Here is a 24,085-nt window from a genome sequence, read left to right as displayed (position 1 = left end):
GAAAAGGGAGGCCGGCATCATGCCCCTCCCCTTTCCACTTTCGGCATATGTCCGCATCCGGAAATTCGGGCGCGAACTCACTCTCCTGAAATGCTTCCGACCGCGACGCCGGCAATATATAAGACTTGGACGCTTCCCAAGGGAAACGCCCAGATCGTCAGTTGACCGCGTCCTTCAGGCCCTTACCCGCCTTGAACTTGGGCTGAGCAGATGCCTTGATGGTCATGGTCTCGCCAGTGCGCGGATTACGGCCGGTCGAAGCCTTGCGCTGCGAAACGGAAAAAGTGCCAAAGCCGACCAGGCGCACTTCGTCGCCCTTCTTCAGTGCACCTGTGATAGCATCAAATACGCCTTCGACAGCCTTGCTGGCGTCGTTCTTGCTAAGACCGCTGCTTTCGGCAACCGCACTGATAAGATCCTGCTTGTTCATGCCTTGGGAACCCCCTTATAGCTGTTTGGTGACTTAGGAATCGCGGCGTATGGCGCGGCAATAAGGCCCAGCTTTCAGCGCCTGTCAAAGGGAAAGCGACAAACTACTCTGGTTCGCCGCATTTTTGCCCATTTCAGGACAAAAAAGCATAGAAATCAGTGCCCATTGCCGCCAATTCCCCTTGAATGCCCCTGTCAGTGCCGAAGCGTAGCATCTCCATCCCGGCACGAAGTCGCGGGCGGTTGAGCGGCAAGGTCATCCTCTTCGGTCCATGTAATCGCTTCGGGAAGCGACACCAGCGCGCGGGCCAACACCTCATCCACATGGCTTACCGGCACGATTTCGAGTCCTTCACGGATATTGGCCGGGATTTCCGCCAGGTCCTTCTCATTTTCCTGCGGAATCAGCACGGTCTTGATGCCCCCGCGCAATGCGGCCAGCAGCTTTTCCTTCAGTCCGCCGATCGGCAGCACCCGGCCGCGCAGCGTGACTTCGCCGGTCATCGCCACATCTTTGTGCACCGGGATGCCCGTCAAGGTGCTGACGATGCAGGTAACCATGCCAATGCCCGCGGAAGGACCGTCCTTCGGCACCGCCCCTTCGGGCAGATGGATGTGAATGTCCTTGCGATTGAAGATGCTGGGCTTGATCCCATAGCCGGGCGCGCGCGCCTTCACGTAGGAAAAAGCCGCCTGAACCGATTCGTTCATGACATCGCCCAGCTTGCCCGTGGTTCTGATCAAGCCCTTGCCGGATACAGTCACCGCCTCAATCGTCAGCAGTTCGCCGCCCACTTCAGTCCAGGCAAGGCCGGTGACAGCCCCGATCTGATGCTCTTCCTCACCCACGCCATGACGGAATTTGCGAACACCCGCATAATCGGCAAGATTTTCAGGCGTTATGACGATCTTGTCATAAGCGCCCTCCAATATCTTCCGCAGCGCCTTGCGGGCGAGACGGGCAATTTCACGCTCCAGCGTGCGGACACCCGCCTCGCGGGTATAGTAGCGGATCAGATCGCGAACCGCATCTTCGGTGACTTCGAACTCACCTTCCTTGAGACCGTGCGCGTCGATCTGCTTGGACAGCAGGTGACGCTGGGCGATCTCCACCTTCTCATCCTCGGTATAGCCTTCCAGCCGGATGATCTCCATGCGGTCGAGCAAAGGTTGAGGCAAATTCAAGGAGTTGGCAGTCGTCACGAACATCACGTCTGAAAGATCGACGTCGATCTCCAGATAATGATCCTGGAACTTGCTGTTCTGTTCCGGGTCAAGCACTTCCAGCAGGGCGGACGCGGGATCGCCCCGGAAATCCTGCCCTAGCTTGTCGATCTCGTCGAGCAGGAACAGCGGGTTCATCGTGCCCGCCTTCTTAAGATTCGTCACCACCTTGCCCGGCAGCGAGCCGATGTAGGTGCGGCGGTGGCCGCGAATTTCGGCCTCATCCCGCACGCCGCCCAGCGACTGGCGCACGAACTCGCGGCCCGTTGCCTTGGCGATGGAACGGCCGAGCGACGTCTTGCCCACGCCCGGCGGACCGACGAGGCACAGGATCGGGCCTTTGAGCTTGTTGGTGCGCGCCTGCACCGCGAGATATTCGATGATCCGGTCCTTGACCTTCTCCAGCGCGAAATGATCTTCATCCAGGATCGCCTGCGCGCGCTTGAGGTCGGTCTTGACCTTGCCCTTCTTGCCCCAGGGCAGGCCCAGCAGCACATCCAGATAATTGCGGACGACCGTGGCCTCCGCCGACATGGGCTGCATCGCCTTGAGCTTCTTCAACTCGGCACTGGCCTTGGTCCGCGCTTCCTTGCTCAGCTTGGTCTTGGCGATCTTTTCCGCGAGTTCGGCAAGTTCGTCGCCTTCCTCACCTTCGCCGTTGCCCAGTTCGCGCTGAATCGCTTTCAATTGCTCATTGAGATAATATTCGCGCTGGGTCTTCTCCATCTGCCGCTTCACGCGGCCGCGAATTTTCTTTTCAACCTGAAGCACGCCAAGCTCGCCTTCCATGAAGGCGAACACCATTTCGAGACGCTTGACCGGATCAGCCTCGACCAGCAGCGATTGCTTGTCGGACACCTTGACGTTGATATTGGCGGCGACCGCATCGGCCAGACGGCCCGCATCCTCGATCTCGCGAAGCTGGACCGGGGTTTCAGCGGGAAGCTTCTTGTTGAGCTTCGCATAATTTTCGAATTGTTCGGCGACCGAACGCATCAGGGCGGCCGCTTCCGGCCCTTCCGCCGCCGCTTCCTCCACCGGAAGGATGGTAGCGGTCAGATAACCGTCAACCGAATCCATGGATTGAAGCTGGGCGCGATGCTTGCCCTCCACCAGCACGCGAACGGTGCCATCGGGCAGCTTGAGAAGCTGCAGCACCACGGCCACGACGCCCGTGTCATAAAGGGAATCCCTGCCCGGATCATCCTCCGCCGGGTCAAGCTGGGAAACGAGGAATATCTCCTTGTCGCCTTCCATCGCCGCTTCGAGCGCGGCCACGCTTTTGTCGCGTCCAACAAACAGCGGAACGATCATCTGCGGAAAAACGACGATGTCACGCAGGGGCAGAAGCGGGTAGTTCGTAGTCATTCATTCTCCGGGATCTGCTTTCCAGATCCATATGCGATTCATCGTCTTTATGGGGACGACTATCGCACCAATCAATCGCCCCTGATGGGGACAACATAGTTAACGTCGAACAGGGACCATCGTTTTCGTTTCAAAACGGTAGTTTGAAACCCGGAGGAAGCGAAAGGCCGCTGGTCATCTTCGCCATTTCAGAAGAGCTGACCTCGTCCGCCTTCTTGCGCGCATCGTTGAAGGCAGCCGTGACGAGATCCTCAAGCATCTGCTTTTCGGAGGGGGAAAGCAGGCTTTCGTCGATCGACACGCCGACAATGCGGCCTTTGGCGGATGCGCGCACCTTGACCAGGCCGCCGCCCGCCGCACCTTCTACCTCAATCTTGTCGAGATTTTCCTGCGCGCGCTGCAATTCTTCCTGCACGCGATTGGCCATGCCCAATATTTCGTTGAGATCCTTCATGCCTCATGCACTCCATTGTTCGAGCTTTTCATCCAGCTCGGCATCGGGGAAGGCCGCCATTGCGGCCTTTACCACCGGGGTTTCCAGAATGACGGCGCGTTCTTCCGCCGCCTTGCGTTGTTCCTGCTCCAGCAAGGTGGGTGCAGCCGGTCCATCGCTTTGCGCGACACGCCATGCGACGCCCGTGACTTCGCGCAAGGCGGGCGTCAGGCGGGCGGTGAAGTCGGATGAGAGGGCTGGCGTGGCCTTGTAGTCGAGTTCGGGCGCGGCATAACGGACAAGGCCGACGCAATCGTGAAGCTCTTGCGCCAACTGACCTTTGCCGTGCTGCCAGAAGGCTTCGATCAGATCGTCGAAGCTGGCGGGTAGCTTTGTCGAAGAACCGGATGAGGATTCCAGGGATGCGGCGGGCCCGTTGGTCGCCACCGGCCCACCCTCGCGCAACATCCGGGCGATTTCGCCGGGGTCCGGCATCGTGGCGGCGTGCATCACGCGCAGCAATGCCATTTCGCAGCTTTCGATGGGGAGGATGGCGCTTGCCACCTCGTCATGCCCTTTGAGCAGAAGCTGCCACAGGCGATGGAGCGGCGCGAAACCGAGTTGCGAGGCCCATTCGGCAATGGCTTCCCGTTCCTCGACAGACTGGCCGGGGCTGGCGATGTCGCGCCCCGCCTTGACCAACGTGACGGCGTGGACCAGTTCCAGCAGTCCGCGCATGAGCGAGAGCGGCTCGACACCCAGAGCATATTGATCGCGGGCGGCAGCGAGCAGCGGCGCGGTTTCCCCCTCCAGCAAAAGGCCCAGAAGGCGGCGCACGGAGCCGCGATCGGAAAGGCCCAACATCTCGCGCACCTGCGCGGCGGTGACGAGCGGTGCGCCATCACCCATTTCGGCGTGGGCTATGGCTTGATCCAGGATCGACAGGCCATCGCGGGCGGAGCCTTCCGCCGCCTGCGCGATCAGAGCCAGCGCATCGGGTTCGGCCGCGACTTCTTCCACCTCCACCACATGGGTGAAGTGGCTGGCGAGCAGATCGGCCGGAATGCGGCGCAGGTCGAACCGCTGGCAGCGCGAGAGGACCGTCACCGGCACCTTGTTCACTTCGGTCGTGGCGAAGAGGAATTTCACATGTGCCGGCGGTTCCTCCAGGGTCTTGAGGAGCGCGTTGAACGCGTTCTTCGAGAGCATGTGGACTTCGTCGATGATGTAGACCTTGTAGCGCGCGGAGACGGCGGAATAACGCACCGCCTCGATGATCTCGCGCACGTCGTCGACGCCGGTATGGCTGGCGGCGTCCATTTCGATGACGTCGATGTGGCGCCCTTCGGCAATCGCCTTGCAGGGTTCGCAGACGCCGCAGGGATCGATGGTGGGACCGCCCTGCCCGTCCGGGCCGATGCAGTTCAGCGCCTTGGCGATGAGGCGCGCGGTCGACGTCTTGCCCACCCCGCGCACGCCCGTCATCAGGAAGGCATGAGCCAGTCGCCCGCGCTTGATGGCGTTGCCTAGCGTCTGAACCATGGCGTCCTGCCCGATCAGCTCATGGAAACTGCGCGGGCGGTATTTGCGCGCAAGAACGCGATAGGGCTGGGGGGAATCGGACATGGGGTGCAATCTAGCGGCTTGGAACGATACTGTCGAAGCCGCAAAAGCCTCTTGGGATTATGATCGCACGACCATGGAGGAGGGTGGGAGCCGGAACGACCCGTGACGAAATCGTTGTGGCTGCTTCCGTCAGGACCTGACCAGGTTGGCGACGATCACGTCCGCCCGACTCCCGGCGCGGCATATGGCGAAGTGCGCCGGGTATGGCAAGGGGTGGAAAGAAGGCGGCGCGGTCATTCCGGCCCGCTGCGCTTGGCCTGCGCGACGAAATCCAGCGCGGACGCAGCCGTTTCGGCAATCGCGGCTTCGGCCTTCGCTTCATCCACGGTCGGACGGTCGAGGTAGATCGCCAGCAGATATTCCGCGCCCGTGGGCGATTTGACGAGCGCCACGTCATTATAGGCCGTGCCGCAGCTTCCGGTCTTGCTGCCCGATGTCCATCCTTCCGGCAGGCCCGCCTTTATCCGGTGATCGCCGGTCTTGCTCTGGTCGAGCCAGCTCCGCAGTTTCTCGGCGCTTTCCGGTTTCATGTCCTTGAACAGAAGGCGCGCCATCAGTCCGGCCATCGCCGCCGGGCTGGTCGTGTCGCGAGGATCGCCCGCTTCATTCTCATTAAGATCCGGTTCCTTGCGGTCGAGACGCGAAAGGCTGTCGCCATGGGCGCGGAAGAAGGCCGTCAGCCCCTCTGGCCCACCGATCATGGGCAGCAGCAGATTGGCGGCGCTGTTGTCGCTGACTTCCACGGCCGCCGCCGCCAGTTCCTCCATCGACAGGCGGCCGCGTTTCAGATTCTGCTTCACGACCGGAGCATGGGAAAGAAGGTCGTCCTTCGTGAGGGACACCTGTCCTTCCAGTCCGAACTTGCCGCCTTCCGCGCCCAGCAGGATGGCGGCTGCCAAGGGTGCCTTGAAGGTCGAGCACATGGCGAAGCGATCGTCACGATTGAAGCCAAGGATGAGCGCGCCCGAACTGTCGACCAACGCAACTCCCAGGCGGCCGCCCGTTTCCTCCTCGATCATCTTGGGATTGCGGACGGTTTTCAGCGCGGATTCGGGAATCACATAACGCGGCGCAGGCGGCATCAGCGAAGGTCGTTCGCTGTCCTGTGCAAGAGACGGAGCGGCGGCGAGCAACGCGCAAGCCGTCAGCAACGCAAGGCGCATCGGATGTTTCATGGCAATTCTCACATACCCTGCATGTTGTAGGTTTCGGGCGGAATACGGACAGTCAGGCTTTCCAGCGCCGCATCCAGCACGATCTGGCAGGAAAGGCGGCTGGTGCGCGTCGCGGAAGCGGCAAGGTCAAGCATGTCCTCCTCCTCCTCCGTCGCCCGGGGGAGTCTGGAAAAATCGGCGGCGTCGACGATCACATGACAGGTGGAGCAGGCCATTTGCCCTTCGCAAGTGCCTTCAAGCGGCTGCCCGGCCGCCTGCGCGACGTTCAGAAGGACCGAGCCGGCGGGCGCGTCAACCTCCTGCCTGCTTTCGCCATCGGCGCTGATGAAGGTTACCCTGGTCATAGGTGCGACGCTCCCTTATCGCGACGCGCCTTGCATGCCCGCCGCCTTATTGATCGCCTGTGCAGCATCCTCCAATTCGGCCTGTGTCGTATAACGGCCAAAGCCGATCCGCACCGATCCCCGCGCCTGCCTGTCCGAAAGACCGAGCGAGCGCAGCACATGGCTAGGCCGACCCGACCCGCTCGCGCAAGCGCTGCCGAGCGAAAAAGCGACATTGCGGCAATCGGACAACAGGCGCGAGCCATCGATTCCATCACGCCGCAGGTTGAGATTGCCATGATAGCGCCGGTCGGCGTCGCCGTTGAGCGCCCAGTCGCTGAACAGCGTCCGCGCCCGTTGCCAAAGCGATTCGACATGGGCGCGATCCGTGTCGGCACGTTCCCGCATCAACCGGGCCGCCATGCCGAGGCCAGCGCAAAGCGCGGGAGAGAGTGTCCCGGATCGCAATCCCCCTTCCTGCCTACCCCCGTGGATGAGCGGGCGGAGGGTCACGCCGTCCCTGATCCAGAGCGCGCCGATCCCCTTGGGGCCGTGGATCTTGTGGCCGCTGACAGCGATCATGTCGCAGGGTGGAGGGATGGGGACGCGGCCATAGCCTTGCACGGCGTCGCACAGGAACAGGGCTCCGGCGGCGTGGGCAAGTTCCGCGAGGGCCTCGACGGGCTGAACGACGCCAATCTCATTATTGACCAGCATCGCCGCGACCAGCGCGACGCCGGGCGCGATCGCCTGCCTCGCGGCGTCCATATCGACCAGACCGCCCGGTCCCACCGGCAGGACCGTGACCTCGCGCCCGTCCCGCGCCAAAGCATCGACCGTATCCAGCACTGCGGCATGTTCCGTCGCGATGGTGACGATGCGGCCGGCCCCTATGCCCTGAATGGCCATGTTCAGCGCCTCAGTCGCGCCGGAGGTGAAGAGCAGGCGCCCATCGGGAGGGAGCAATCGCATCACCTCCTCGCGAGCGACCTCTACCTGCGCGGCGACGGCGCGGCCGAGGCGATGAGCGCTGTGGGGGTTTGCGAACTGGTCGCGCAATAACGGCGCCATGACGTCAAAGACTTCGGGCGCGGGTGGGGTTGTGGCCTGATAATCGAGATAGATGGTCATGACCGCGCACGCTCCGCCATGGCGGTCCATTGCATGAGGAAGCGGTCTATGTCCGCCTCCCCGGTCGTGGGGCCGAAGCTGACGCGGACCACCTCACCCGCCGCCGTTTCGTCATAGTCCATGGCGCGCAGGACGTGGCTGGTCTTGAGCGAACCGGAGGAGCAGGCGCTGCCCGCAGACACCGAAATGCCTGCAAGGTCGAACTGGATAAGCTGAGCGCGGGCCGACAGACCAGGCATCCGGTAGCTGGCGATGGAGGCGATGCGCGAGGCGTTGCGGGCGATGACTTGCCCGCCCGCCCCCTCGATCCCGGCATCCAGCCGGGCGCGCAATTGCCTCGCGGCAGGGAGCCAGTCGCCGCGCGCCTCCAGCGCGGCAGCCATGGCGAGGATGCCGGGGAGGTTTTCCGTTCCCGCCCTGTAGCCCTGTTCCTGCCCGCCGCTTGGCTCCAGCAACGCCAGATCGCGGATCAGCAATGCGCCCATGCCCGGAGGCCCACCGAATTTATGCGCGCCGATCGCGATCATGTCGGCATCTGGCAGGGGCAGCTTGCCCGCGCTTTGCGCGCAATCGACGAAGAGCAGACCGGTATCGCGCCCGATCCGGTCGAGCGGCTGGATCACGCCGGTTTCATTATTGACGTGCTGGATGGCGAGGATCGGGCTGGATCGCCCTTCGACAAGCCCAGGAGGCAGGGAGGCCGTGTCAACGATGCCATCGGCATCCACCGCCATCCGTTCCGCCAGCGGCGTCACGCGCAGCACGGCATCATGTTCGACGGGGGACGTGAGAACGCACTTTGCCTTTGCCCGGGTCAGGCCGATGGCGATCGCTTCGCTGGCGCCGGAGGTGAAGATGACGTGGCCATCCCAGCCGAGCGCGCCCGCGATCCGCCGCCGCGCATCCTCCAGTGCGGCGCGGGCGGCGCGGCCGTCGCCATGGGGACTGGACGGATTGGCCCATCGCTCCAGCCCTTCGATCATCGCGGCTTTCGCCTCCGCCAGCATTGGCGTGGTTGCGGCATGATCCAGATAGAGACGGTCGGCGGCCAAGGGGGATACTCATTGATTGCGGAAATGGTCGCGCCCTCTATATAGGCTGTCTGCGGCGCAGCGCCAGCAAAGGCTTGTCCGCGTCCCACGCATCCATCAGCCGCCCGGCGGCCATAACGATAACAGGTGCCATGCCCGACGTAATTTTCCCCGGACCCGAAGGTCGCCTTGAGGGTCGTTTCAGCCCTCCGCCCCGCCCCCGCGCGCCTGTCGCGATGATCCTGCATCCCCACCCGCAGGGCGGCGGCACGATGAACGACCGCATCACGCAGGCGCTCTACAAGACGTTTGTGAAGCGGGGCTTTGCCGTCCTGCGCTTCAATTTCCGTGGCGTGGGCCGCAGCCAGGGCACGTTCGACAATGGCATCGGCGAACTGTCCGACGCCGCCGCGGCGCTCGATTGGGTGCAGAGCTTCCATCCCGAGGCGCAGACGACCTGGATCGCGGGCTTTTCCTTCGGCGCGTGGATCGGGATGCAGTTGCTGATGCGGCGGCCGGAGATTCGCGGCTTCATCTCGGTCGCGCCGCCGGCCAATATGTATGACTTCTCGTTCCTGGCCCCCTGCCCCGCTTCCGGCATCATCGTGCAGGGAACGGCGGACGAAGTAGTGACCGCCAGCGCCGTGCAGAAGCTGGTCGACAAGCTGCGGACCCAGAAGGGCATCACCATTCATCATGACGAAATCCGTGGCGCGAACCATTTTTTCGAGCATGAACTGGATCAGCTCATGAAGTCGGTCGACAATTATCTGGACATGCGCTTGTCGCCGGATTCGCCCATTCGCTGAGACCCGCACTGGCCAGAATGTGAAGGGGCTGCCGTCGGGTGGTCCCTTTTTCTATGGCCGCGCTAGCCGGATCAGCGGCTGGCATTTTCCAGACCGGGCAGGTCCGGTCCCGGAATGGCGGAGATCGCGACATTGGCGAACATGACGATGCCCGCGACAATCATCAGCACGCCCCGCTTCCGGTCGCGCTTCTTCACGATGGCGTAGATGCCTCCGCTGGTCAGGAGAACCCCCGCCAGCATCAAAATGGATAAAATCGTGCCTGCCATGGAAAGGGCCATAAGCATGGCGGTGGACTGTGGCAATCCGCCGCCGCTCCGCCTAAGAGGCGCGTGAAACGAATCACCCGAGCGGTGAAGGGATATATCCGATGAAAATCGCCATTGCTTCCGATCATGCCGCTGTCGATCTGAAGGCGGAACTCGCGGAATGGCTGCGCGCCGAGGGGCATCAGGTGGACGACCTTGGCCCTGCGACCGCCGACCGGGTCGACTATCCCGACTATGGCTACAAGCTGGCGTCTGCCGTGGCATCCGGCTCTGCCGAGCGGGGCATCGCGCTTTGCGGCTCCGGCATCGGCATTTCCATCGCGGTCAACCGCAATCCCGCCTGTCGCTGCGCGCTGGTCGGGGAACCGCTTTCCGCAGCCCTGGCGCGCGAGCATAATGACGCCAATGTCCTTGCCATGGGCGCGCGCCTGACCGGCGTCGACATGGCAAAGGCCTGTGTCACCGCTTTTCTGACTACCGATTTCGGCGGCGGGCGCCATGCCGGCCGCGTCGATAAACTGTCCCAGCCCGCGCTCTGAAAGGACTTGAGATGAGCACAGCAACCCTCACCCAGCCTGACCTGTCCGACATCCGTTCGGAAGGCTATTTCACGCGCAGCCTGGCCGATGCCGATCCGGCGGTCTTCGCGGGCGTCACCCACGAACTGAAGCGCGAGCAGAACCAGATAGAGCTGATCGCGTCGGAAAATATCGTCAGCAAGGCGGTGCTGGAGGCGCAAGGGTCCGTCTTCACCAACAAATATGCGGAAGGCTATCCGGGCAAGCGCTACTATCAGGGTTGCGCCCCTTCGGATGAGGTGGAGCAGCTTGCAATCGACCGCGCGAAGCAGCTTTTCAACTGCGGCTTCGTCAATGTGCAGCCCCATTCGGGCGCGCAGGCCAATGGCGCGGTGATGCTGGCGCTGACCAAGCCGGGCGACACGATCATGGGGCTGTCGCTGGACGCGGGCGGCCATCTGACCCACGGCGCAAAGCCCGCCATGTCAGGCAAATGGTATAATGCCGTGCAATATGGCGTGCGTGAGGACACACATCTGATCGACTATGACGTGGTCGAAGCGATGGCGGTGGAAAGCAAGCCGACGATCATCATCGCGGGGGGCAGCGCCTATCCGCGCCATATCGACTTCGCCCGGTTCCGGGCCATCGCGGACAAGGTAGGCGCGCTGTTCATGGTGGACATGGCGCACTTCGCCGGTCTGGTGGCGGGCGGCGCGCATCCAACGCCCTTCGGCCATGCCCATGTCGTCACCACCACTACGCACAAGACGCTGCGCGGGCCGCGCGGCGGCATGATCCTGACCGATGACGAAGCCATCGCGAAGAAGATCAATTCGGCGGTGTTCCCCGGCTTGCAGGGCGGTCCGCTGATGCATGTCATCGCGGCGAAGGCGGTCGCTTTCGGCGAAGCGTTGCGGCCTGAGTTCAAGACCTACGCCCAGGCCATCGTGACCAACGCCAAGGCGCTGGCCGGTAAGCTGGAACAGCGTGGGCTGGCCGTGGTTTCGGGCGGCACGGATACGCATCTGGCGCTCATCGACCTGCGACCCTACGGCATTTCGGGCAAGGATGCGGACGAAGCGCTGGAGCGCAGCTTCATAACCTGCAACAAGAATGGCGTACCGGGTGATCCCCTGCCCCCGACCAAGACGAGCGGCATCCGCGTGGGTTCGCCCGCGGGCACGACGCGCGGGTTCGGCGTGGCGGAGTTCGAGGCGATCGGCGACATGATCGCCGATGTGCTCGAAGGGCTGCGCGACAAGGGAGAGGCTGGCGATGCGGCAGTCGAGGCCAATGTGCGCGAGCGCGTTTCGGCGCTCACGGCCCGCTTCCCGATCTACGCGGATTAACCCAGGAGCGTTCGTGTCGAACCCTTCGACTGCCTGCAAAGGCAGGCGTTCAGGACAGACCGAGACGCGGCAAGCGCCAAGCGTTTTTCGACAAGCGCGAAACGAACGGAGTTTGTGAATGCGTTGCCCTTTCTGCTCGCATGAAGACAGTCAGGTAAAGGACAGCCGCCCGACGGAGGATGGCAACGCCATTCGCCGTCGGCGGCAGTGCGAAGCTTGCGGCGCGCGCTTCACAACCTTCGAGCGGATACAGTTGCGTGACATCTGGGTGATGAAGAGTGAGGGGCGCAAGGAAGCGTTCGACCGCGACAAGCTGGCGCGATCCATCGACATCGCCTGCCGCAAAAGGCCGATTGACCCAAGCCGTCTGGAAAAGCTGATTTCCGGCATTCAGCGCCAGTTGGAAACCAGCGGCGACAGCGAAATCCCCGCCCGTTCCATCGGCGAGATGGTCATGCAGGGGCTGAAACGGCTCGACAGCGTGGCCTATATCCGTTTCGCCAGCGTCTATAAGGACTTCACCGACGCGCGGGATTTCGAGGATTTCGCCAGTACCGTGAAGGAAGTCGGGAGTGAGTGAGGTGACGACATCTACACTCTTTCCGTTCACCCTGAGCGAAGTCGAAGGGCAAGGTCGATCGAGGCGATACTGTTGAACCGCAATGGGATTTTACGCCTATATCCTGCGATGTTCGGACGGTTCCTATTATACGGGCCACACCGATGATCTCGAAAAGCGTCTGGGTCAGCACCAATCCGGCGAGATCAAGGGTTATACGTTGGACCGCCGTCCCGTAGAAATTTTGTGGTCCGCACAATTTGAAACTCGCGCCGAAGCGCTTGCCAGCGAACTCCAGATCAAGAGCTGGTCGCGCAAGAAGAAGGAAGCGTTGATTGCAGGGAACTGGGAAAAATTGAAGAAGGCGGCCGTTTCACATACTTCGCCTGCGCTCAGCAGCGCCCTTCGACTTCGCTCAGGGCGAACGGAGGAAAGCAATGACAAGCACACTGAAAATAGCCCTGCGGCCTCCCCCGTCATCGTCCTTGTCCGTCCGCAGCTAGGCGAGAATATCGGCAAGGCGGCGCGGGCCATGCTGAACTTTGGCCTGACGGAGATGCGGCTGGTATCTCCGCGTGACGGCTGGCCCAATCCCGATGCGGGGCCTTCGGCGGCGGGCGCGGACATCGTGCTCGACAAGGCCATGGTTTTCGAGAATCTGGCCGACGCCGTATCCGATTGCGCGCATGTCTATGCGACGACGGTCCGCAAGCGCGGCGTGACCAAGCCGGTCGTGACGCCAGAGGAAGCGGCGCGGGAAATTCATGCCGCGCAGGGGCGCTGCGCCTATGTCTTCGGACCGGAGCGGTCGGGGCTGGAAACGGAGGACGTGGCGTTGGCCCGCAAGATCCTGACCGTGCCGATCAATCCGGAGTTCGGGTCGCTCAATCTGGCGCAGGCCGTGATATTATGCGCCTATGAATGGTCGAAGCAGGCTGCGCTGGAGCAGCCGACCGTGGTCGATCTGGGCGAGCCGGCTCCGCAGATGGAGCTTGAAGGGATGATCGCGCAGTTTGAAGCACTGCTCGACAAGGCGGGCTATTTCTTCCCGCCCGACCGTGCGCCCGCGACCAAGCGGACGCTGCGGAACCTGCTCACCAAGCCAGGCTGGAACCATCTGGAGGTGCGGACCCTGCGCGGCGTACTGTCCGCGCTCGGCAATCCACGGGAGCGTTAGCCTTTCAGGCGGTCGAACTCGTCCATCTCATAAGCGATGGAAGCTTCGACAAGCTGATCCCACAGCGCCGCAACCGCATCGCCGGGCGCGCCCAGTCTTTCCGCTTCGTCGCGGGCGTTGGCGATGACCAGCGCCTTGCGTTCCTCGTCGCGGACGTGCCCGCGTTCCGGCTTGATCCGGGCGGCGGCGCGCATATGGGCGAAGCGCTGGGCGAGCAACGCCACGATCTGCCGGTCGATTTCATCCACGCCGGCGCGGACCTGCGCCATGGTCGTATAGCTTTCGGGGTTCATGAGCAGGCTGCCTAAGCCCAGAGCGGCGCCCTGTCGAGGGTTGACATCATCGGCCCCCTTCTTCATAGGCGCGCCTTCGCGATTGGTCCCGCATCCCGGTGAAGCGGTGGCCCTGCCCCTTTTTGAGGCAAGCAGGCGACGACCGGGAATAACGTTGTTAGCGATTGTAAGGAATTATCTATGACGAAGCGCACCAGCGCCAAGTACAAGCTTGACCGCCGCATGGGCGAGAACATCTGGGGTCGCCCGAAGAGCCCGGTCAACAAGCGTGAATATGGCCCCGGCCAGCACGGCCAGCGTCGCAAAGGCAAGATGTCCGACTATGGCATTCAGCTGCGCGCCAAGCAGAAGCTGAAGGGCTATTACGGCGACATCACCGAAAAGCAGTTCAAGAAGAACTATATCGAAGCCGCCCGCATGAAGGGCGACACCGGCCAGAACCTGATCGGCCTGCTGGAGCGCCGTCTGGACGCGGTCGTCTATCGCGCCAAGTTCGCGCCGACCATCTTCTCGGCCCGGCAGATCGTTTCGCACGGCCACATCTATGTGAACGGCGTGAAGTGCAACATCGCGTCGCGTCTGGTGAAGCCGGGCGACGAAATCACTCTGGGCAAGAAGGCGCAGGAAATGGCGCTGGTTCTGGAAGCGCAGAGCCTGCCCGAGCGCGACATTCCCGACTATGTCGCCCCTGACGGCGCCGCCAAGGTCAGCTATGTCCGCGTTCCAACGCTGGACGAGGTGCCCTATCCGGTGAAGATGGAACCCAATCTGGTCGTCGAATTCTATTCGCGCTGATCGGTTTCCCAACAGTTCCAAATCGCGAGAGGGCGGCCTTTGGGTCGCCCTTTCTTTTTCGCGCAACAATCTTGCGCGTCATGGCAACGGCTGGCATCACGCACCTATCACAATCTTGCGAGGGTTTTGTCATGCGTAGCTCTCTGGCGGCTTTGGTCGCAGTCTTTGCCCTTCCCTCCCTTTCGATCAGCCCACCCGGCCACGCCGCGACACCCGCAAAAACCGGGAAGGCAGCGGCGCAGCCGTCCCTCGACACCATGAAGCGGCTGGTGAAGGAATTATCCTCCGATGCGTTCGAGGGCCGCGCCCCCGGCACGGTGGGCGAGGAAAAAACGCTGGCTCTGCTGTCAGACGCATTCGGGAAGCTTGGTCTCCAACCCGGCAACAAGGGCAGCTGGTTCCAGGATGTGCCGTTGGTCGAGATTTCGGCGAAGAATGTGTCGGCGCTGTCCTTCACTGGCGGCAACAGCGCCGTTTCGGCCGCCTATGGCCCCGAAATGGTGGTCGCCACCTATCGCACGGCCCAGCCGCATGTCGAGGTGAAGGATAGTCCGGTCGTGTTCGTCGGCTATGGCATCAACGCCCCGGAGAAGGGCTGGAACGATTATGCCGGGCTGGATGTGAAGGGAAAGACCGTCATCATTCTGGTCAATGATCCCGACTATGAGATGACAGGGCTGGATGGACCGTTCAACGGCCGAGCCATGACCTATTATGGCCGCTGGACCTACAAGTTCGAGGAGGCCGCGCGACAGGGCGCCACAGCGGCGATCATCGTCCATGATACAGTGCCCGCGGCCTACGGCTGGAATGTCGTGCAGTCGAGCTGGACCGGCGCGCAGCAAGTCGCCGACAACGCGAACGGCAACGCCGACCAGTCCGCCGCGATCGGCTGGATACAGAAGGACAAGGCGGCTGCTTTGATGACCAGTGCTGGCCTTGATCTCGATACGCTGATGGCGCAGGCGAAGAAACCGGGCTTCAAGGCAGTTCCCCTGAAGGGCGTCAAGGCGTCCCTCTCCTTCGACAATGACCTTCGCAAGCATATGTCGAAGAATGTCGTCGCCCTGCTGCCCGGCAAGACGCGGCCCGATGAATATGTGCTCTACAGCGCGCATTGGGACCATCTGGGCCGCTGTCAGGCCGCGCCGGACGGTGACGACATCTGCAATGGCGCGGTCGACAATGCGACCGGCACGGCGGCGCTTGTAGCGTTGGCGGAGGCGAATGTGAAAGCAGGGCCGACCGATCGCAGTCAGGTATTCCTGGCCGTGACGGGGGAGGAATCGGGGCTGCTGGGGTCGGCCTATTATGGCGATCACCCCGTCTTTCCGCTTGGGAAGACGGTTGGCGGCGTCAACATGGACGCGCTCAGCATGGCGGGACCGGCGAAGAATGTGGTCGTGATCGGCAAGGGTAAGTCGGACCTCGACGCCTATCTGAACCGAGCATTGGCGGCACAAGGCCGGGTTGCCACCGTCGAGCCGACGCCGGAAAAGGGCTTCTATTATCGTTCCGACCATTTCAGCTTTGCCAAGCATGGCGTCCCGATGCTCTATTTTGAAGGCGGCGAGGATCTGGTGAAGGGCGGGACGGCTGCGGGCATGGCCGCGGCGGAGGATTATACCGAACATCGCTATCACGGTCCCAAGGATGAATATGATCCCCATTGGGACTGGAGCGGCGTGGAAGCCGACCTTCAGCTCTACTTCGATGTCGGCCGGGCGCTCGCCAATACAGCGGACTGGCCCAATTGGGTGGCAGGTGACGAGTTCCGCGCCATCCGCGACAAAAGCCGCGCCGGGCAATAAGCATCAGGGGGAGCGTCCCGTGAAATGACGCTCCCCCTTTTCCGCTGCTGCTGCTAAGGGGCCGCCGACAATTCCCCCGAAAGGACAGTGATGAGCTTCCGAATGCCTGCCGAATGGGCGCCACATGACTGGGTATGGATCGGCTTTCCGACCAATCCCGCCGAATGGCCCGGCGCTTTTGACGGAGCGCGGCGGCAGATCGCCGACTTCGCCAATGCCGTTCACGCGGACGGACGCGGCGAGGAAGTCCGGCTGGTCGTCGCCGATGAGGCCGATGCTGACTTCGCCCGGAAGCTGGTCCATCCGGGCGTCACCATCATCGTGCAGAAGCTGGGCGATGTGTGGCTGCGCGACACGGCGCCGATTGCCGTGTCCAACGGACACGCCCGCGCGCTGGTCGATTTCGGCTTCAACGGCTGGGGCGGCAAATATCAGATGGACGGCGACGAGGACATCGGTGCGCGGCTGGCCGCCACGACCGATTGGCCCACCGACACGCAACATTGGGTGTTAGAGGGCGGCGCTATCGACACCGACGGCAGCGGCCTTTTCGTCACCACCGAGCAATGCCTGCTCAACCCCAATCGCAACCCGGACCTTGACCGGGGTAAGATCGAAACGCTGCTGGCCGGCTCGCTGGGCCTGTCGGATATGTTGTGGCTGGGCGATGGCCTGAAAAACGATCACACGGACGGACATGTGGACAATCTGGCGCGCTTCGTCGCGTCAGGCGTGCTGGCACTGCCGGAGCCCTATGGCCAGGACGATCCCAACGCCGCCATATATGCCGATGCCAAAGCGCGGGCCAAGGCGCATGGCGTGGAAATCGCCCCCATCCCCTCCCCCGGCCGGATCACAGTGGATGGGGAGGCCATTCCGGCAAGCTATATGAATTTCTACATCGGCAACGCCGCCGTCATCGTGCCCATCTATGCCAGCGCAAACGATCAGGCGGCGCTGGATGCGCTGCGCCCCTTCTTTCCGGGCCGGGATATTGTCGGCCTGCCCAGCGACGCCATATTGTCAGGCGGCGGCAGTTTTCACTGCACCAGCCAACAGATGCCGTCGGCCTGATCGAAGCCGCATATCCGCATTTCTGACGGAGCAAGACATTGACACAGCTTACCGTTGCCGCGCTTCAGCTCGCCTTTTCCGACGACATGGCGAACAATATCGACATGGTCGCCGCGCATGTGGGCAAGGCCGCGGCGCGCGGCGCGAAGATCGTCCTGCCGCCCGAATTGTTCGAAGGCCCCTATTTCTGCAAGGTCGAGGACGAAGCCCTCTTCGCGAATGCACAGCCGCTCAATAGCCATCCCGCCGTGCAGGAAATGCGGAAGGTGGCGAAGGCATGCGGTGTCTATATCCCAACCAGTTTCTTTGAACGGGATGGGCAGCATTATTACAACAGCCTTGCCATGATCGACGATCAGGGAGAGGTCATGGGCGTCTATCGCAAGAGCCATATTCCCGACGGGCCGGGATATGAGGAGAAATATTATTTCCGCCCCGGCAATAGCGGATTCAAGGTGTGGGAGACGCGCTATGGCACCATCGGCATCGGGATATGCTGGGACCAATGGTATCCCGAAACGGCGCGGGTGATGGCGCTGATGGGCGCGGAGATGCTGTTCTATCCCACTGCTATCGGCTCGGAGCCCTATGATGCCGATCTCGACACCAGCCGCATGTGGCGGCGCGCGATGATCGGCCACGCCGTCAGCAATTGCATGCCCGTCATCGCCGCCAACCGGATCGGCGAGGAAGATGGGCAGACATTTTACGGTCATAGTTTCATCACGGATGAATGGGGCGATTTCGCCGCGGAAGCCGGGGCGCGGGATAGTGGCGCGCTGGTCGCCACGCTCGATCTGGAGCGAGCACGCAAGCATCGGGCGGGCATGGGGTTTTTCCGGGACCGCCGCCCGGAACTTTACGCCCGCATAGCCCAGGATATCTGAACGTCAGTTACGGGCCAATTCCACCGCCCGCGCGAACACCGCTTCGAACATCTCGGCGGTGAGCCGCCCCGTATTCTGATTATATCGGGAGCAATGATAGCTATCGATCAGAATACGGCCATCGGGCATTCTATGTTCGGCCAGATGCCCAAAACGCGCCTTTGGCAATTTGCCTCCCAAGATTTTCACCGCCGACTGATGGGCGATCTGGCCCAGCGCGATGAAGGTGCGCGCCTTTGGCAAGGCTGCCACGCCCTCCGCCAAAAAGGGACGGCAATTGTGGATTTCAACCGGGAGCGGTTTGTTCTGGGGAGGAAGGCATTTGACCGAATTGATGATGATGATGTCACGCAGAACCAGCCCGTCATCCGGCCGCGCCATATAATGGCCCTCAGCCAGGCCAAATTTCGCCAGCGTGGCGAACAGAAGATCCCCTGCATAATCGCCTGTAAAGGGGCGCCCCGTGCGGTTGGCTCCATGCTTTCCGGGCGCAAGGCCAATAATCGCGATTCGCGCATCGGGATCGCCAAAGGCAGGCACCGGCGCATTCCACCAATCCGGATGTTCCGCGCGGCAAGCCTCCCGCAACTCCACGAGCCGGGGACAGCGTGGACAATCATGAAGCGGTTCGCTTTGGAGGAGAGGGCTTTCCTGCATCTTGGGAAGCAGATAGGCGTTTAGAGATGCCGGGCACAAGCCATCTTCATTCCTATGCGCTTTCCCTGGGGTCCAATCGGCCATTGTCGGGGAATCGCCCTCCCGCGCAGCTTCTCTCTAACGCGATGGAGCGGCTCGCGGACATCGGGCGAACGCAGCTTGTCTCCCCCTTTTTCACGACACCCCCGCTCGGGCCGTCGCGCCGTGTTTTCACCAATGCCGCCCTGCTGCTGGAAACCGCTTTGTCACCCGAAGAACTGCTGCGGGAATTGCAGAAAATCGAACGCGCATTGGGCCGCCGCCGATTCCGCCGATGGGGCGCGCGGTCCATGGACATCGACATCATCCTATGGTCAGGGGGCCGCTGGGAGAGCCCATCCCTCTCCATTCCCCATCCCGCCTTCCGGGGCCGGGACTTCGTTCTGAAGCCTCTCTTGAGCGTCGTTCCAAAATGGCGTGATCCTCTGTCGGGCTTTACCATCCGGCACCTTCGCGCCCGCCTCCTGAAAGCAAAGACAAAAGATGCGGCAAGAGGTTGACCATCCGCATCAGCCTCACTAGTGCGGGCCAACCTCATTCGGGGGCCCTTAGCTCAGTCGGTAGAGCAACTGACTTTTAATCAGTAGGTCGCTGGTTCGAACCCAGCAGGGCTCACCATTTTCGGGCTTTTCAAACACGATAGCTGAAATGATCGGCAGGCGCGCAGCGGCAGCCTGACTCGAAGTCCGTTTGGTGGATGCAGCCTTCAAAACCTCTTTTCGGCGGCAGCGCTCGCCGGGCAGGTGGAATTTTTTCCAGGCCCCGGAATTTTTGCGTCCGCGCATCCGTAAGCACCTCAGAAACAGGAGGTGACCATGCTGCCATAGCACTGGGCGGCGGTGCGATACGTGAACATGAAGCATGTCTTTTCATATGATTCCGGCGATGATCGCTTTGAGCCGGCCCCCGCCCGCCATGGGGAAATTCTCTTCCTCTTCATCGGGGGAATGCATCAGCCTCTCCATCTCGCGCCAGTCGCGGCGGCCATGGCGCGGCTCTATCCCGACGTACAGGTCACTTGCCTCTATCGCGATCAGGAAACAGGTGAGATGCTGGCAGAGGTGCGCCGTTCGATGCGAGCCTGGTCGATGGCGATTGCAGCATCGTCGCCGCCCCGATGGAGCGGAGCGATAGGCCGCTGGCTGCACCGGCCCTCCATCGAGAAATTGCCGTTGCTGTTCGGGATTGCACGGCGCCATCGCGATGTTCGCGCCATTGTCGTTCCCGAACGGACCTCCACCCACCTTCGCAAAATGGGAATGGCCGACACCCCCCTCATTCATTTCCGGCATGGCGCAGGGGACCGGGCGCCCCGTTCCGAGCATCGACTGAAGAGCTTCGACCTTATCGTCGTGCCCGGCGAGAAGGATATCGATCGCGCGATCAGGCAGCAAAACATAGAGCCGGAGCGCCTGCGGCAATGCGGCTATGTGAAGCTCGATTACCTCGCGCAGTTGCGTGGAAGGGAACGGTCTCGCCTGTTCCCCGATCAACGCCCAATCGTGCTTTACAACCCACATTTCGATCCGCGGATTTCCTCCTGGCATGATGCCCGCGAAGTGATCGAGATATTTGCCCGACAGGACAGATATAATCTGATCGTGGCGCCTCATATCCGCATCAGCGAACAACTGTCGGCGCGGGAAATCGCGGATTGGAAAGCGCTGGCCGTTCCCGGCCGGATCATCGTCGACCTCCATTCCCGTAACATGGTCGATATGAGCTATGTGCAAGCCTCCAACATCTATCTGGGCGATGTATCCAGCCAGCTATACGAGTTCCTTTACAAGCCGCGGCCCGCCGCCTTCCTCAACAGCCATCAGATCGATTGGGCCGACGATCCCCGCTATGCGGGATGGCGACTTGGCGCGGTGACGAACCATGTGGCAGATGTGATTTCTGCGGTGGATCGGGCGGTTGCCGGGCAGACGGAGCAGATCGAGAGCCAGAAGGCTGCCGTTAAGGAGGCGTTCGGCGACTGGCAGGGCGCTTGCGTGAGAGGAGCCGAGATCGTCGGGGCGTTCCTTGGCCTTGATGAGGATCGGTAACTGTCTCTCCCACCGGAATGCGGCGCTTCTTCACGGACAAGCGCAAATTGGACACGACATAGCAAAAGTTGGATTGACCCGTTTAATCTCTATGTCATAAGTAGAGATAGCTCATGAGGACGCGGTTGGCCGCCGCGATCCGGTTCGCCGAGCATCGGCCCGCGGCTTTTGAAGGGATGCAGCTTGCTCCGCGTCAACAACGGCTAAAGCGCACGATGCTAAGGCGACCACGCCAGGGATCGTGTTCCCCCCGTTCCAGTTGGGGAAATGACGATGCACAAACTCTTAAATCACATGGGAAACGCAGCCACGCCGACAGGCGGGCGTAGCGGTTAACGGAAGCATGGCGCACGGCCCCGAAAGGCCGCCGCCTGTTCCTCAAAACAAGCCATTCCACGTCACGGCCTGACCGCGACGCAGGGCGCACCATGTCCGCATGAATAATCGCAAGGCGCCGCGGCGCTGAGCGAAGTCTTTCTCATGCCCAACGGCACCCGGCCGATCGCCGGACGGCTTGTCCTTGCTCCGCGCTTTTTGACCGAGCTGCGGCGGCGGTTTTCGGCGTGCCCATAACATGACAAAATCTCAGGGAAAAACAGTGATCCAACATACTAAAACAAAGGGAAATTCCGTCGCGGTCCGGCAAGTACTGCTAACGGGCGCGGCCTTTGCGGGCTTGCTCGTCGCAGCGCCCGCATGGGCTGAATCGGCCGCCGATAACGCCCCGGCCCTCGTCGATGCGCTTGCCGCCGATGCCGCTGGAGAGATCGTCGTGACCGCCCGCCATCGTGACGAAGACGCACAGGATGTGCCTATCGCGCTGAGTGTCGTCAGCAGCGAAACCCTGGCGAACACGGGTAATTTCACGCTCGGTCAAGTCCAGCAGCTAGTGCCCAGCCTTCAGGTGTTCAGCTTCAACCCGCGCAATACCAATGTGAACATACGAGGCCTTGGTTCGAACGTCGCGCTTACCAATGACGGCCTCGAAAATGGCGTCGGCTTCTATGTCGACAATGTCTATTACGGGCGGCCCGGCCAATCGCAGTTCGATCTGGTCGATCTGGCGCAGATCGAAGTGCTGCGGGGACCGCAGGGCACACTGTTCGGCAAGAACACCACCGCCGGCGCGATCAATATCACGACAAAGGCTCCGACCTTCGATCCCGAATTTTTCGGCGAGGCAACGCTGGGCACCTATGGCTATCATCAGGTCAAGGGGTCAGTTTCCGCGCCGATCATAGCGGACAAAGTCGCTTTTCGCCTCAGTGTCGCCGACACGCATCGCGACGGCTTCCTCACCAATATTTATGATGGGTCCAAAGCGCAGGATTACGATAATTTCTCGGTCCGGGGCCAATTGCTGGTCACACCGTCCGAAGACCTCTCCATCAAGATCATCGGAGACTATTCGCACCAGAAGCAGCATTTTGCGCTCAACATCCCGGTCGCCTATTTCTCATCCTATGACAGCGGCGTGGCCGTTCCCAACAATTTCCTGCAACGCGCGGCCCGGGCTGGCTATACGCCGCTGCCTGCCGATCCCTTTGCCCGACGCGGCGATTCCGATGGGCATTATCAGGCCTTCATGAAGGGTTATGGCGTGTCGGGCCAGATCGATTGGGACCTGGGCCCGGTCGCGCTGACATCCATCACTGCCTATCGCTGGTGGGACTGGGACCCGGCCAATGACGGCGATTCCACCAGCCTGCCGGTTATAACCAAGGCGCAGCAGGCGAACCGCCAGCGCCAGTTCAGCCAGGAAATCCGCCTCGCCTCGACAGGCAAGAACACGATCGACTGGGTCGTGGGCGCCTATTATTTCTGGCAGATCGTCCGGGGCTATGGCGCGTCGGCCTACGGATCGGCGGCCGCCAACTGGAACTTCCCGCCGCCCGGCGTGGCGGGCGCCACCGATCCGGTTATCGCCGAAGCGGCCCTGAACGGGTTCGAGGCGCGCTCGACCTCAACGCCGCGAACCAAAAGCTATGCGCTGTTCGGGCAGGCGAACTGGAATATCAGCGACCGGCTGAGCCTTACCGGCGGTCTGCGCTATACCTACGAAAAGAAGGACGGAGAATATGATCAATATTGGTATGCCGGAGACGATCTTTCCGGGCTGACCGATGCTCAGGCGGCAGCTGCCCGCGCCCTTCGCACCCGATTCAACCCCGTCACCAACTATTCCGTCAACCTGACTGACAACAGTGTTTCGGGCCTCGCAACGCTGAGCTGGAAGATTACGGACGATGTGATGCTCTATGGCTCCTACTCGCGGGGCAACAAGTCGGGCGGCCTGAACCTTACAACCCTGCCACCGGGCGCCACGGCTGAGGTGAAGCCGGAAAAGGTCGACAATTTCGAGATCGGCCTAAAAAGCCAATTCCTCGATCGCAGCCTGACCATCAACGCGGCGGGTTTCTGGACCGAGGTCAGTGATTATCAGACCGCCATCACCGTGATCCCGGCGTCCGGGCCTGTCATTCAATATATCTCCAACATCCCCAAGGTGCGCTCGCGGGGCGTCGAAGCCGACCTCAGCTACGCGCCCGCCAAGTGGATCAGCTTTTCGGCCGCAGGTTCCTATGTGGAGGCCACCTATCGCGGCTACGCCAACGCGCCCAACAAGCAGGAGAACAACCCCGTCGTGACCCCCGGCGATCCCACGTCCGGGCCGACCCAGGATCTGACCGGGGTGCAACTCGGCGGCGTTCCCAAATTCACTTATACGCTGGGCCTCGACCTCTCCCGGCCGCTCACCGAATGGGAAGGCAGGGGCGTCGAGATTTACGGCCATGCCGACTTCTCTCATCGGTCGGGCTTCAACACATCGTCGACCGACAGCCGCTATGCCGACGTCCCCGGCTATGGCCTGTTGAACGCGCGCATCGGCCTGCGCGTCGATGATGGCCTCTGGGACATATCGCTCTGGGCGCGAAACCTTACCGACAAGGATTATTTCCAAGCCCTGTCCCCCGGCGCCTTTGGTCTTGTCACCGGCACGATCGGCGATCCGCGCACGATCGGCGTCACCGTCCGCACGAAATTATGAGGTGAACC

General features: G+C 62.0%; 23 protein-coding genes, 1 tRNA gene and 1 other RNA gene. 13 read left to right on the top strand and 12 right to left on the bottom strand.

The window, feature by feature from the left end:
* Window positions 1-157 precede the first annotated feature (157 nt).
* The 9 genes from LDB26_RS07370 to LDB26_RS07330 form a co-directional block, all read right to left on the bottom strand.
* Window positions 158-430 (bottom strand): HU family DNA-binding protein, encoded by a 273-nt coding sequence (locus tag LDB26_RS07370; RefSeq protein ID WP_062065469.1) that lies wholly within the window; start codon window positions 428-430, stop codon window positions 158-160.
* Window positions 431-624: 194 nt separating this feature from the next.
* Window positions 625-3,021 (bottom strand): endopeptidase La, encoded by a 2,397-nt coding sequence (gene lon / locus LDB26_RS07365; protein ID WP_257541425.1) that lies wholly within the window; start codon window positions 3,019-3,021, stop codon window positions 625-627.
* A 130-nt stretch (window positions 3,022-3,151) separates the two neighbouring features.
* On the bottom strand, window positions 3,152-3,475 hold the full coding sequence (locus LDB26_RS07360) for a YbaB/EbfC family nucleoid-associated protein (RefSeq protein ID WP_062065463.1): 324 nt from the start codon (window positions 3,473-3,475) through the stop codon (window positions 3,152-3,154).
* Between the two features lie 3 nt (window positions 3,476-3,478).
* Window positions 3,479-5,080, bottom strand: coding sequence for a DNA polymerase III subunit gamma/tau (locus tag LDB26_RS07355; RefSeq protein ID WP_373886173.1), 1,602 nt, complete (start codon window positions 5,078-5,080; stop codon window positions 3,479-3,481).
* Between the two features lie 79 nt (window positions 5,081-5,159).
* Window positions 5,160-5,257, bottom strand: an RNA gene (ffs, locus tag LDB26_RS07350) — signal recognition particle sRNA small type.
* A 56-nt stretch (window positions 5,258-5,313) separates the two neighbouring features.
* Window positions 5,314-6,243 carry an SGM family class A beta-lactamase gene (gene blaSGM / locus LDB26_RS07345; protein WP_062065457.1) on the bottom strand — a complete coding sequence of 310 codons (930 nt, stop codon included), beginning with the start codon at window positions 6,241-6,243 and terminating at the stop codon, window positions 5,314-5,316.
* 20 nt (window positions 6,244-6,263) lie between these two features.
* Window positions 6,264-6,599: a 2Fe-2S iron-sulfur cluster-binding protein gene (locus LDB26_RS07340; protein ID WP_062065455.1), complete on the bottom strand. Its 336-nt coding sequence runs from the start codon at window positions 6,597-6,599 to the stop codon at window positions 6,264-6,266.
* Window positions 6,600-6,614: 15 nt separating this feature from the next.
* Window positions 6,615-7,739: a cysteine desulfurase family protein gene (locus tag LDB26_RS07335; RefSeq protein WP_257541421.1), complete on the bottom strand. Its 1,125-nt coding sequence runs from the start codon at window positions 7,737-7,739 to the stop codon at window positions 6,615-6,617.
* Window positions 7,706-8,761: a cysteine desulfurase family protein gene (locus LDB26_RS07330; protein WP_257541419.1), complete on the bottom strand. Its 1,056-nt coding sequence runs from the start codon at window positions 8,759-8,761 to the stop codon at window positions 7,706-7,708. Before LDB26_RS07330 ends, LDB26_RS07335 begins: the two co-directional genes overlap by 34 nt.
* A 131-nt stretch (window positions 8,762-8,892) precedes the next feature.
* Here LDB26_RS07330 and LDB26_RS07325 point away from each other — a divergent pair, with 131 nt between their 5' ends.
* Window positions 8,893-9,549, top strand: coding sequence for an alpha/beta hydrolase (locus LDB26_RS07325; protein WP_062065446.1), 657 nt, complete (start codon window positions 8,893-8,895; stop codon window positions 9,547-9,549).
* 71 nt (window positions 9,550-9,620) lie between these two features.
* On the opposite strand, the gene LDB26_RS07320 is transcribed toward LDB26_RS07325, so the two are convergent.
* Window positions 9,621-9,818 carry a hypothetical protein gene (locus LDB26_RS07320; RefSeq protein ID WP_062068802.1) on the bottom strand — a complete coding sequence of 66 codons (198 nt, stop codon included), beginning with the start codon at window positions 9,816-9,818 and terminating at the stop codon, window positions 9,621-9,623.
* Window positions 9,819-9,919: 101 nt separating this feature from the next.
* Between LDB26_RS07320 and rpiB the strand changes: the two genes are divergently transcribed.
* The 4 genes from rpiB (at window position 9,920) to LDB26_RS07300 (ending at window position 13,424) form a co-directional block, all read left to right on the top strand.
* Window positions 9,920-10,357, top strand: a complete 438-nt coding sequence (rpiB, locus tag LDB26_RS07315; protein ID WP_062065443.1) for a ribose 5-phosphate isomerase B — start codon at window positions 9,920-9,922, stop codon at window positions 10,355-10,357.
* A gap of 11 nt (window positions 10,358-10,368) precedes the next feature.
* Window positions 10,369-11,688 carry a serine hydroxymethyltransferase gene (gene glyA, locus LDB26_RS07310; protein WP_306812057.1) on the top strand — a complete coding sequence of 440 codons (1,320 nt, stop codon included), beginning with the start codon at window positions 10,369-10,371 and terminating at the stop codon, window positions 11,686-11,688.
* A gap of 118 nt (window positions 11,689-11,806) precedes the next feature.
* Window positions 11,807-12,268: a transcriptional regulator NrdR gene (nrdR, locus tag LDB26_RS07305; RefSeq protein WP_062065437.1), complete on the top strand. Its 462-nt coding sequence runs from the start codon at window positions 11,807-11,809 to the stop codon at window positions 12,266-12,268.
* 82 nt (window positions 12,269-12,350) lie between these two features.
* A complete protein-coding gene (locus tag LDB26_RS07300) occupies window positions 12,351-13,424 on the top strand; it encodes a TrmH family RNA methyltransferase (RefSeq protein WP_082635210.1) in 1,074 nt (357 codons plus the stop codon).
* Here LDB26_RS07300 and LDB26_RS07295 read toward each other — a convergent pair.
* Entirely contained in the window at window positions 13,421-13,717 is a 297-nt protein-coding gene (locus LDB26_RS07295) for a chorismate mutase (protein ID WP_062068798.1), read from the bottom strand. The genes LDB26_RS07300 and LDB26_RS07295 overlap by 4 nt on opposite strands.
* A gap of 180 nt (window positions 13,718-13,897) precedes the next feature.
* On the opposite strand from LDB26_RS07295, the gene rpsD reads away from it, so the two are divergent.
* The 4 genes from rpsD (at window position 13,898) to aguB (ending at window position 18,284) form a co-directional block, all read left to right on the top strand.
* Entirely contained in the window at window positions 13,898-14,512 is a 615-nt protein-coding gene (gene rpsD, locus LDB26_RS07290; protein WP_021246646.1) for a 30S ribosomal protein S4, read from the top strand.
* Window positions 14,513-14,643: 131 nt separating this feature from the next.
* The gene (locus LDB26_RS07285; RefSeq protein WP_257541417.1) at window positions 14,644-16,323 is read left to right on the top strand and encodes a M28 family metallopeptidase; all 1,680 of its coding nucleotides are present in this window, start codon (window positions 14,644-14,646) and stop codon (window positions 16,321-16,323) included.
* Window positions 16,324-16,413: 90 nt separating this feature from the next.
* Window positions 16,414-17,397 (top strand): agmatine deiminase family protein, encoded by a 984-nt coding sequence (locus tag LDB26_RS07280; protein WP_257541415.1) that lies wholly within the window; start codon window positions 16,414-16,416, stop codon window positions 17,395-17,397.
* Window positions 17,398-17,435: 38 nt separating this feature from the next.
* Complete coding sequence (gene aguB, locus LDB26_RS07275; protein WP_062065429.1) at window positions 17,436-18,284, top strand: N-carbamoylputrescine amidase; 849 nt, start codon at window positions 17,436-17,438, stop codon at window positions 18,282-18,284.
* A 3-nt stretch (window positions 18,285-18,287) separates the two neighbouring features.
* Here aguB and LDB26_RS07270 read toward each other — a convergent pair whose 3' ends face one another.
* Window positions 18,288-18,941 (bottom strand): uracil-DNA glycosylase, encoded by a 654-nt coding sequence (locus LDB26_RS07270; protein ID WP_257542012.1) that lies wholly within the window; start codon window positions 18,939-18,941, stop codon window positions 18,288-18,290.
* A 26-nt stretch (window positions 18,942-18,967) separates the two neighbouring features.
* Between LDB26_RS07270 and folK the strand changes: the two genes are divergently transcribed.
* The 4 genes from folK to LDB26_RS07250 all read left to right on the top strand — a co-directional run bounded on the left by folK (window position 18,968) and on the right by LDB26_RS07250 (window position 24,077).
* Complete coding sequence (folK, locus tag LDB26_RS07265; RefSeq protein WP_257541413.1) at window positions 18,968-19,480, top strand: 2-amino-4-hydroxy-6-hydroxymethyldihydropteridine diphosphokinase; 513 nt, start codon at window positions 18,968-18,970, stop codon at window positions 19,478-19,480.
* Window positions 19,481-19,522: 42 nt separating this feature from the next.
* Window positions 19,523-19,598, top strand: a tRNA-Lys gene (locus tag LDB26_RS07260).
* A gap of 236 nt (window positions 19,599-19,834) precedes the next feature.
* On the top strand, window positions 19,835-21,028 hold the full coding sequence (locus LDB26_RS07255) for a hypothetical protein (RefSeq protein WP_257542010.1): 1,194 nt from the start codon (window positions 19,835-19,837) through the stop codon (window positions 21,026-21,028).
* A gap of 598 nt (window positions 21,029-21,626) precedes the next feature.
* A complete protein-coding gene (locus tag LDB26_RS07250) occupies window positions 21,627-24,077 on the top strand; it encodes a TonB-dependent receptor (protein ID WP_257541411.1) in 2,451 nt (816 codons plus the stop codon).
* Window positions 24,078-24,085 lie beyond the last annotated feature (8 nt).

Source organism: Sphingobium sp. CFD-1 (assembly GCF_024611115.1).
Taxonomy (GTDB): domain Bacteria; phylum Pseudomonadota; class Alphaproteobacteria; order Sphingomonadales; family Sphingomonadaceae; genus Sphingobium; species Sphingobium baderi_A.
This window is presented reverse-complemented; position numbering and strand designations above follow the sequence as displayed.

What these genes read in the sequence shown, in the direction of transcription:
- LDB26_RS07370 (WP_062065469.1), bottom strand. Translation starts at nt 430, where the DNA reads ATGAACAAGCAGGATCTTATCAGTGCGGTTGCCGAAAGCAGCGGTCTT.
- lon (WP_257541425.1), bottom strand. Translation starts at nt 3,021, where the DNA reads ATGACTACGAACTACCCGCTTCTGCCCCTGCGTGACATCGTCGTTTTT.
- LDB26_RS07360 (WP_062065463.1), bottom strand. Translation starts at nt 3,475, where the DNA reads ATGAAGGATCTCAACGAAATATTGGGCATGGCCAATCGCGTGCAGGAA.
- LDB26_RS07355 (WP_373886173.1), bottom strand. Translation starts at nt 5,080, where the DNA reads ATGTCCGATTCCCCCCAGCCCTATCGCGTTCTTGCGCGCAAATACCGC.
- blaSGM (WP_062065457.1), bottom strand. Translation starts at nt 6,243, where the DNA reads ATGCGCCTTGCGTTGCTGACGGCTTGCGCGTTGCTCGCCGCCGCTCCG.
- LDB26_RS07340 (WP_062065455.1), bottom strand. Translation starts at nt 6,599, where the DNA reads ATGACCAGGGTAACCTTCATCAGCGCCGATGGCGAAAGCAGGCAGGAG.
- LDB26_RS07335 (WP_257541421.1), bottom strand. Translation starts at nt 7,739, where the DNA reads ATGGACCGCCATGGCGGAGCGTGCGCGGTCATGACCATCTATCTCGAT.
- LDB26_RS07325 (WP_062065446.1), top strand. Translation starts at nt 8,893, where the DNA reads ATGCCCGACGTAATTTTCCCCGGACCCGAAGGTCGCCTTGAGGGTCGT.
- LDB26_RS07320 (WP_062068802.1), bottom strand. Translation starts at nt 9,818, where the DNA reads ATGGCAGGCACGATTTTATCCATTTTGATGCTGGCGGGGGTTCTCCTG.
- rpiB (WP_062065443.1), top strand. Translation starts at nt 9,920, where the DNA reads ATGAAAATCGCCATTGCTTCCGATCATGCCGCTGTCGATCTGAAGGCG.
- glyA (WP_306812057.1), top strand. Translation starts at nt 10,369, where the DNA reads ATGAGCACAGCAACCCTCACCCAGCCTGACCTGTCCGACATCCGTTCG.
- nrdR (WP_062065437.1), top strand. Translation starts at nt 11,807, where the DNA reads ATGCGTTGCCCTTTCTGCTCGCATGAAGACAGTCAGGTAAAGGACAGC.
- LDB26_RS07300 (WP_082635210.1), top strand. Translation starts at nt 12,351, where the DNA reads ATGGGATTTTACGCCTATATCCTGCGATGTTCGGACGGTTCCTATTAT.
- LDB26_RS07295 (WP_062068798.1), bottom strand. Translation starts at nt 13,717, where the DNA reads ATGAACCCCGAAAGCTATACGACCATGGCGCAGGTCCGCGCCGGCGTG.
- rpsD (WP_021246646.1), top strand. Translation starts at nt 13,898, where the DNA reads ATGACGAAGCGCACCAGCGCCAAGTACAAGCTTGACCGCCGCATGGGC.
- LDB26_RS07285 (WP_257541417.1), top strand. Translation starts at nt 14,644, where the DNA reads ATGCGTAGCTCTCTGGCGGCTTTGGTCGCAGTCTTTGCCCTTCCCTCC.
- LDB26_RS07280 (WP_257541415.1), top strand. Translation starts at nt 16,414, where the DNA reads ATGAGCTTCCGAATGCCTGCCGAATGGGCGCCACATGACTGGGTATGG.
- LDB26_RS07270 (WP_257542012.1), bottom strand. Translation starts at nt 18,941, where the DNA reads ATGCAGGAAAGCCCTCTCCTCCAAAGCGAACCGCTTCATGATTGTCCA.
- folK (WP_257541413.1), top strand. Translation starts at nt 18,968, where the DNA reads ATGCCGGGCACAAGCCATCTTCATTCCTATGCGCTTTCCCTGGGGTCC.
- LDB26_RS07255 (WP_257542010.1), top strand. Translation starts at nt 19,835, where the DNA reads ATGAAGCATGTCTTTTCATATGATTCCGGCGATGATCGCTTTGAGCCG.